Origin of the sequence: Marinitenerispora sediminis (assembly GCF_003336425.1) — a bacterium.
Lineage (GTDB): Bacteria > Actinomycetota > Actinomycetes > Streptosporangiales > Streptosporangiaceae > Marinitenerispora > Marinitenerispora sediminis.
The window spans coordinates 1-3,012 of the sequence record NZ_QEIO01000271.1 but is presented as its reverse complement, the minus strand read 5'-3'; the positions used below and the strand labels follow the sequence as shown (position 1 = coordinate 3,012).

Below are 3,012 nucleotides of genomic sequence, written 5' to 3'. Positions count from 1 at the left end.
GAGTGGCCGTCCTCCCCCTTGGAAAGCGTCCCGCCGGGGAGGAGGGGCGGCGGGGGCGCTGGTCAGGGTTCGATCGTCACCTTGATGGCGGTGCCCTCGGTGACCGTGTCGATGGCGGTGAGCACCTCGTCCAGCGGCATGCGGTGGGTGATGAGGTCGCTCACCGGCACCTGGCCGGAGGCGATGAGCTCCAGGGCGCGGCGGTTGTGCTCGGGGCTGGAGCCGTTGGCGCCGACGATGGTCAGCTCGCGGTAGTGCACCAGGTTGGAGTCGCAGGAGATGATCGGCTTGTCCTTCGGCAGGCCGCCGAAGAAGCTGATCCGGCCGCGGCGGGCGACCATCTGGAGGGCGGCCTCCTGCGCGGCGCCGGAGGCGGCCGCGGTGATGACGACGTCGGCGCCGCGGCCGTCGGTGAGCTTGCGGATCTCGTCCACCGCGTCGACCTCGCCCGAGGCGATGGCGGCGTCGGGGTGCACCCGGTCGGCGGCCATGTCGAGGCGCTGGCGGTTGAGCTCCACCAGGAAGACCCGCGCCGCGCCGCGCGCCCGGGCCATGCGGACGTGCAGGCAGCCGATGGGGCCGGCTCCGACGACCACCACGTCGTCGCCCTCCGCGACCCGGGCGAGCTCCTGGCCGTTGAGCACGCAGGCCAGCGGCTCGGCCACCGACGCCTCGGCGAAGCTGACGCCGTCGGGGATGCGGTTCACGCCGTCCACGGCGAGGACCTTCGCGGGCACCACGAGGTACTCGGCGAAGCCGCCCTCGTAGTGGTAGCCCATGGACTCCTGGTTCGGACAGATGGTCTGCCAGCCGCGGCGGCAGTCCGGGCACTCACCGCACGGGATGGCCGCGATGACCTGCACGCGGTCTCCGGCCGACCACCCGCTCACGCCCTCGCCGGCCTCGACGACCTCGCCGGCGATCTCGTGGCCGATGACCCGGGGCGGCACGATGTGGTGGTGGCCGTGCCGGCGGATCTTGGCGTCGGTTCCGCAGGTGGAGCAGTTGCGCACGCGGAGCTTGAGCTCACCGGGGCCGGCCTTCGGCTCGGGAGCCTCCTCCAGGCGGATGTCTCCGGGGGCGTAGAAGCGGGCGACCTTCATCAGATGTCCTCTGTCTGGTTCTCGGGGATGGGGCGGAGCAGTTCGACGACCGTGGCCACGTCCACGGCCGTGCGCAGTCGCTCCGCCCGCTCGGGCAGGCCGAGCGTGAGGGCGAGCGCGGACAGCACGCCCATGTGCTGCTCACCGTCCGCGGCGATGCCGATGGCGAGGCGGACGTCGGAGCCGTCCCAGTCCACGCCGTCGGGGAACTGCACGACCGCGAGCGCGGTGCGCCGCACGAGCGCACGGGCCTCGTTGGTGCCGTGCGGGATGGCGACGCCCTCGCCGATGTAGGTGGACACCGACTTCTCGCGCTCGTGCATGGCGGGCAGGTACCCGGGCTCGACCGCGCCGAGCTCCAGGAGCAGCTGCCCGCACTGGTCGATGGCGTCGGCCTTGTCCCGGGCCGTCCGGCCGAGCCGGACGGCCTCGGGCGTCACCAGCAGCGCCTCAGCCGGCAATGGGCTCACCGGCCTTGATCGCGGCCTCCAGCTTGGCGAACACCGGGTCGCCGATGAACATCTGGAACGGCAGGACGACGGTGTCCGGCGCGCTCTTGCGGGCGCGGTCGGCCAGACCCTGGTGGCAGAGCACCACGTCGGCGTCGGCCGGGATCTTGTTCACGGCGGTGTGCTCGACCTTGACGGAGTACGGGGCGAGCGTCTTCGACAGCTGGGCCTTGAGCAGGGCGCTGCTGCCCATGCCGGCGTCGCAGGCGATGACGACCTTGCCGACATCGGAACCGTTGATGGTCGTCATGAGGAGACCTCCGTTTCGTCGTTGGCGGCCTTGCGCTCGGCACGGCCGAATCCCAGCAGCGCGGCGGCCACCAGGAAGGACACGATGGTGGCGACGGCGACGCCGGCCAGCACGGACAGGTGCCCGCCGCTGGGGGTCATCGCGATGAGGGCGATGATGCTGCCGGGCGACGGCGGCGCCACGAGCCCAGCCCCGGTGACCATGAACACCGCGACACCGCTGGCCCCGCCGGCGATGGCGGCGACGAGCAGCTTCGGCTGGGCGAGGATGTAGGGGAAGTAGATCTCGTGGATGCCGCCGAAGAAGTGGATGATGGCGGCACCGGGCGCCGAGGCCCGCGAGATCCGGGGACCGAAGAACATGACGGCGAGCAGGATGCCGAGTCCGGGGCCCGGGTTGGACTCGATGAGGAACTCGATGGCCCGGCCGTTGTCCGCGGCGTTGGCGACACCGAGCGGACCGAGCACGCCGTGGTTGATCGCGTTGTTCAGGAACAGCACCTTGGCGGGCTCGACCACGAGGGAGACCACGGGCAGCAGGTGCAGGTCGATCAGGAAGGCGACGCCGCGCTCGAGCGCGCCGGTGATCACGGCGACCACCGGGCCGATGCCGAGCATGCCGACGACCGCCATGATCGCGCCGAGGATGCCGGCGCTGAAGTTGTTCACCAGCATCTCGAACCCGGACTTGATCCGGGGCTGCACGGCGTTGTCGAACAGCTTCAGCAGGTAGGCGGAGAGCGGGCCGATGATCATCGCCCCGAGGAACATCGGGATGTCGGCGCCCGCGACGATGCCCAGGGTCGCGGTCGCGCCGACCACCGCGCCGCGCCGCTCGTGCACCAGGTGTCCGCCGGTGTAGCCGATGAGGACCGGCAGCAGGACGAGCTGCATCGGCTCGACCATCTGCGCCAGGGTCTCGTTGGGGAACCAGCCCGCGGGGATGAACAGCGCGGTGATCAGACCCCAGGCGATGAAGGCCCCGATGTTGGGCATCACCATGCCGGCGAGGTGGCCGCCGAAGCGCTGGACGCCAGCGCGGACGCGGTCGAGTCGTGGTGGTTGGGTGTCGTTCGTCTCGGTTGTCATGAGCGGCCTTCGGGGGAGGCGCGGTCCGCCGTCTGGGGCAGGGGCGGCGGGCCGCGTGAGGG

4 protein-coding genes are annotated in these 3,012 nt (G+C 71.5%); all 4 read right to left on the bottom strand.

Features of this window, described 5'->3' with window-relative positions:
- Positions 1-62 precede the first annotated feature (62 nt).
- From DEF28_RS26110 to mtlA, 4 genes are read right to left on the bottom strand one after another with little or no spacing between them, the layout of a single operon-like run.
- The gene (locus DEF28_RS26110) at positions 63-1,103 is read right to left on the bottom strand and encodes a zinc-dependent dehydrogenase (RefSeq protein WP_114400850.1); all 1,041 of its coding nucleotides are present in this window, start codon (positions 1,101-1,103) and stop codon (positions 63-65) included.
- Positions 1,103-1,564 (bottom strand): PTS sugar transporter subunit IIA, encoded by a 462-nt coding sequence (locus tag DEF28_RS26105; RefSeq protein ID WP_114400849.1) that lies wholly within the window; start codon positions 1,562-1,564, stop codon positions 1,103-1,105. The genes DEF28_RS26110 and DEF28_RS26105 overlap by 1 nt, the downstream gene beginning before the upstream one ends.
- Positions 1,554-1,862: a PTS sugar transporter subunit IIB gene (locus tag DEF28_RS26100; protein WP_114400848.1), complete on the bottom strand. Its 309-nt coding sequence runs from the start codon at positions 1,860-1,862 to the stop codon at positions 1,554-1,556. The genes DEF28_RS26105 and DEF28_RS26100 overlap by 11 nt, the downstream gene beginning before the upstream one ends.
- Positions 1,859-2,950, bottom strand: coding sequence for a PTS mannitol transporter subunit IICB (gene mtlA / locus DEF28_RS26095; RefSeq protein WP_114400847.1), 1,092 nt, complete (start codon positions 2,948-2,950; stop codon positions 1,859-1,861). The genes DEF28_RS26100 and mtlA overlap by 4 nt, the downstream gene beginning before the upstream one ends.
- Between the last annotated feature and the right edge of the window lie 62 nt (positions 2,951-3,012).

What these genes read in the sequence shown, in the direction of transcription:
- DEF28_RS26110 (WP_114400850.1), bottom strand. Translation starts at nt 1,103, where the DNA reads ATGAAGGTCGCCCGCTTCTACGCCCCCGGAGACATCCGCCTGGAGGAG.
- DEF28_RS26100 (WP_114400848.1), bottom strand. Translation starts at nt 1,862, where the DNA reads ATGACGACCATCAACGGTTCCGATGTCGGCAAGGTCGTCATCGCCTGC.
- mtlA (WP_114400847.1), bottom strand. Translation starts at nt 2,950, where the DNA reads ATGACAACCGAGACGAACGACACCCAACCACCACGACTCGACCGCGTC.